Source organism: Dietzia sp. HMSC21D01, from assembly GCF_001815995.1.
GTDB classification, from domain to species: Bacteria; Actinomycetota; Actinomycetes; order Mycobacteriales; family Mycobacteriaceae; genus Dietzia; species Dietzia cinnamea.
In genome coordinates this window covers 1-3,698 of the sequence record NZ_KV824084.1, presented here as the reverse complement: position 1 = coordinate 3,698, position 3,698 = coordinate 1, and the positions used below count along the sequence as shown (strand labels likewise).

The 3,698-nt window shown below is 72.3% G+C and carries 4 protein-coding genes and 1 pseudogene; 4 read left to right on the top strand and 1 reads right to left on the bottom strand.

The annotated features are described in order from the left end of the window. The 3 genes and pseudogenes from HMPREF3086_RS19130 to HMPREF3086_RS15230 all read left to right on the top strand — a co-directional run. Window positions 1-265 (top strand): annotated as a pseudogene (locus HMPREF3086_RS19130) (MMPL family transporter); the annotation flags it as partial. Window positions 266-330: 65 nt separating this feature from the next. Next, window positions 331-1,662, top strand: a complete 1,332-nt coding sequence (locus tag HMPREF3086_RS15235; RefSeq protein ID WP_070722754.1) for a lysylphosphatidylglycerol synthase transmembrane domain-containing protein — start codon at window positions 331-333, stop codon at window positions 1,660-1,662. 5 nt (window positions 1,663-1,667) lie between these two features. Further along, on the top strand, window positions 1,668-2,027 hold the full coding sequence (locus tag HMPREF3086_RS15230) for a DUF3054 domain-containing protein (RefSeq protein ID WP_082767750.1): 360 nt from the start codon (window positions 1,668-1,670) through the stop codon (window positions 2,025-2,027). On the opposite strand, the gene HMPREF3086_RS15225 is transcribed toward HMPREF3086_RS15230, so the two are convergent. Continuing rightward, entirely contained in the window at window positions 2,024-3,016 is a 993-nt protein-coding gene (locus HMPREF3086_RS15225; RefSeq protein WP_070722750.1) for a glycoside hydrolase family 25 protein, read from the bottom strand. The two genes, HMPREF3086_RS15230 and HMPREF3086_RS15225, sit on opposite strands and share 4 nt — an antisense overlap. Before the next feature lie 254 nt (window positions 3,017-3,270). Between HMPREF3086_RS15225 and HMPREF3086_RS15220 the strand changes: the two genes are divergently transcribed. Then, entirely contained in the window at window positions 3,271-3,543 is a 273-nt protein-coding gene (locus tag HMPREF3086_RS15220) for a hypothetical protein (protein WP_070722748.1), read from the top strand. Window positions 3,544-3,698 lie beyond the last annotated feature (155 nt).

Sequence of the window (3,698 nt, the reverse complement as noted above, 5' to 3'; positions counted from 1 at the left end):
CGGGGCCGCCACGTCGGTCGCCGTGCTCGACCGGGAGCCCGCGGGCACCAGCGCGCCGCAGGCGCGGGACGCCGAGCCGGAGCCTGCGCCCGAGTCCGAAACCGAGCCCGCGCCCGAGTCCGAAACCGAGCCCGAGTCCGAGTACGAGCCCGTCTACGACACGGAGTACGACGACGAGCCCGGGTCCGCGCCCGGCGGCAAGATCCCCGCCTCCGAGCTGATCGCCCGCCTGATGCAGGAACGTCGACAGGATCCAGAGGCGTGACCGCCGCCCCGGGCCCCCGGTGTGGGATCCTGGGACGGGCGGCACGCTCTGGTTATGGTGAGGTGATGACGGGGACGCGGGGCGCCGAGGTGCGGCGCCGTATCCGGGCTGTCCTGGGCAACCCGTGGTTCAAGGCCGGCGCGACGCTCGCCGTCCTGGGGTTCATCCTGTACTGGCTCCGCGGCCAGATGCCGTTCTTCGCCGAGGGCTTCGAGGCCGTCGCCCGCCCGCACTGGGGCTGGATCGCGGCCGCTCTCGTCTTCTCCTACCTGTCCATGTCGAGCTACGGCTCCGTGCAGAAGGTGCTGCTGCAGTCCGCCGGCGTCCGCGTCGGCTACTGGGCCAGCGTCGGCCTCGTGTTCTCCGCCAACGCCTTCTCCACCTGCATCCCCGGCGGGCAGGTCTTCGGCACCACCCTGACGTACCGCAAGACCCGGCAGTGGGGCGCGACCCGGGTCGTGGCGTCGTGGCAGCTCGTGATCTCCGGCGTCCTGTCGACCGTCGGCATCGTGCTGCTCGCCCTGCTCGGCTTCTTCCTCGTGGGATCCGTGTCCAACCCGTTCCTGCTGGTGCTCTCTGCGTTAGGTCTGGTCGCGATCGTCGTGGTGGTCCAGTGGGCGGCCCGCCACCCGGACAAGATCGAGGGGTCGGTCCTGTCGATCCTGGCCTGGATCAACGCCCGGCGGCACAAGCCCGCGGACCACGGCGCGGCCGGCGTGCGCAAGGTCGTCGAGCAGGCCGACGCCGTCGACCTGAGCAAGAGGCAGCTGTCCAAGGCGTTCGCGTTCTCCCTGCTCAACTGGGTCGCCGACATCGGCTGCCTGTGGGCGGCCGCCAACGCGGTCGGTGCCCAGCACAGCATCGGCGGCCTGTGCATCGCCTACGTCACCGGCAAGATCGTCGCCACCGCCCCCATCACGCCCGGCGGGCTCGGGACCGTCGAGGTCGCGCTCATCACCGCCCTGACCGCGGGCGGGCTCGGCGCGCATCAGGCCTTCGCGACCGTGTTCGTCTACCGCATCGTCAGCTTCGTGCTGGTCGCCCTGGCCGGGTGGGTGGTCTTCTTCCTCTTCTACCGTGGTGCCGTGGACGTCGACCCCGACGCCGACCCGTTGGGCGAACACGACCCGGGCGAGCAGTCCTCGTCGTCGTCCTCGTCGTCCGGGTCGTCTCGCACCGCACAGTCCCGCGCGACCGTCGCGGCGGCCCCACCGGCCGGGCTCACCGCGATGTGGCCGCTGCACGGGAACCCGTGGCGCCCGACGGTGACCCATGACTCCGGCCCGCTCCCGCTGCTCCGCGTGCGCGTGCGGGAGGACGGCGCCGCGGACGAGGAGTCGGGGCAGAACCCCTACCCGTTCACCGGCCGGGAGGCCCGGGAAGAGAAGGACAGGTGAGACCCGTGGCCGTGCCGGTCATGATCGTGCTCGACGCCGTGCTGGTGGTGGTGTTCTCCACCTTCGGGCGCGGCGCGCACTCCGAAGGCCTGGGCGTGGCGCAGGTGTGGGGCACCGCGTGGCCGTTCCTCGTGGGCCTGGCGGTGGGCTGGCTCGTCCTGCTGGCCGGCCGCCGAGAGCCCTCGTCGATCGGCTCGGGCGTGCTGCTGTGGCTGGCCACGCTCGTGGTGGGCATGGTGATCCGCGGGCTCGGGGACGGCCGGGTGCCGCACTGGAGCTTCATGATCGTGGCCGGTGTCGTCACCGGGGTGTTCCTGGTGGGGTGGCGCGCGGTGCGCGCGATGCTCGTCCGACGACGGCGCTAGCGCAGCCCGTCCGCCAGCTGCGCCACGACCTCCGCCGGGACCTCGATGGACTCGGGCAGCCGCACGCCGTCGGGCGTCGGGAGATCGCGCGGGACGGGGATCGTCACGGCCTCGACGGGCACGGGGACCTCGGGCGGGATCGGCGCCGCGGCCTCGGCGGCCGGAGCCGGGGCAGGCTCAGGCGCAGGGGCGGGCTCGGGCGCGGGCTCGACGGGCCCGAGCCACGCGTCGAGGTCCGCGCGGGTGCCGGCGAAGACGTTGAGGTCCACGTCGTCGGCGAACCCGGGGACCTCGCCGGTCTCCGAGCGCTGCCAGAACAGCCACTGGCCCCAGCCGCCGATCACGGGCAGCGTCGGTTCGGACACGCCGTACTCGGCGAGCCACAGCGGGTACTCGGCGAAGCGCGGGGTGTTGTCCATGCGGTCGATCCAGAAGTAGCGGTACGTGTAGAGGATCGGCGTGCGGCCGGTGCGGTGCGCGAGCGTGTCGAGGAAGACCTGCGTCCAGTCGGCGAGCTGCCGGGCGTCGAGCCCCTCGTCGGTCTCGAGGTCCAGCACGGGCGGCAACTGCGGGCCGCCCACCGACTGCAGTCGGTCGGCGAACGCGTGGGCCTGCTGCGCGGGGTCCATCGCGGGGCGGGCCTTGTGGTAGCTGCCGACGAGCATCCCGGCGGCGCGCGCCTCGGCGATGTCGTCCTCGTAGTACCGGTTGGCCGGCCCGGTGCCCTCGGTGGCCTTGATGAAGGCGAAGGACTGTCCGGCCGCGGCGGCGGCCTGCCAGTCGACCCCGGCGCCGTGCGGATGCTGCCAGCTGGAGGCGTCGAGGCCCTGCGCGAGGCCGTGGTAGACGGGTGAGAGCGGCACCTCGGCGTCGGCGCGGGGGGAGATGACGACGACGAGGAGGCCGACCGAGAGAGCTGCTGCAGAGGCCAGGGCGACGAGGAGTCGGGGAAGGAGGGCGCGTCGGGCTGACGGTCCGGCAGTGGTCATGGGGTGAGTATGTGGCAACCACAACAGTCACACAAGCAACTCGCGCATCTTTTTCCACAACTGTCCAGTTCGGGTGGTCGGCGACGTCCCCGCGGGCCCGCGGTCGAGCGCGTCGAAGCCGGGCGGACCGCGGGTGGGGGTGGCGTGGGTCACGGAATCACAACAACCTGTAACACGCTGTCCCACGCGTACGTTGACCTGGTTTTCTCACCTACTCTTAAGGCGACCCCACCGAACAGTCGGGAGTGCCCCTCATGACCGATGCCATCGACCTCACCACCCCTCGTTACCGGCAGGACCTGGTCACGGAGGTCGACGGTCCGGACGACGACCCGTTCCTCGAGGTGTCCGTCGCCGAGACCGTGGTGCTGGACGAGGACGGCGCGGACCGCGGTGTGCCGGAACTCCGGCTGCGCACCGGGGCCGACGGCATCACGCTCACCGACCGCGACCAGATCCTCCAGCTCCAGGCGATCATCAACCGGGCCGTCAACCAGTGGCGGGCCTCCGCGTCGCATCTGGCCTGACGCCGCGGCGCGATCGGCCCGGCTGCACTACTCGACCCGGATCCCCGCCTCGCCGATGAGGGCGAGCCCGACGCCCAGCACCTGGTCGGGCGAGATGAGCGCGCCCCGCAACGCCGAGGCCCCGCGCAGGTCCGCGAGGTCGGCGCCGCGCAGGT

What these genes read in the sequence shown, in the direction of transcription:
- HMPREF3086_RS15235 (WP_070722754.1), top strand. Translation starts at nt 331, where the DNA reads ATGACGGGGACGCGGGGCGCCGAGGTGCGGCGCCGTATCCGGGCTGTC.
- HMPREF3086_RS15225 (WP_070722750.1), bottom strand. Translation starts at nt 3,016, where the DNA reads ATGACCACTGCCGGACCGTCAGCCCGACGCGCCCTCCTTCCCCGACTC.
- HMPREF3086_RS15220 (WP_070722748.1), top strand. Translation starts at nt 3,271, where the DNA reads ATGACCGATGCCATCGACCTCACCACCCCTCGTTACCGGCAGGACCTG.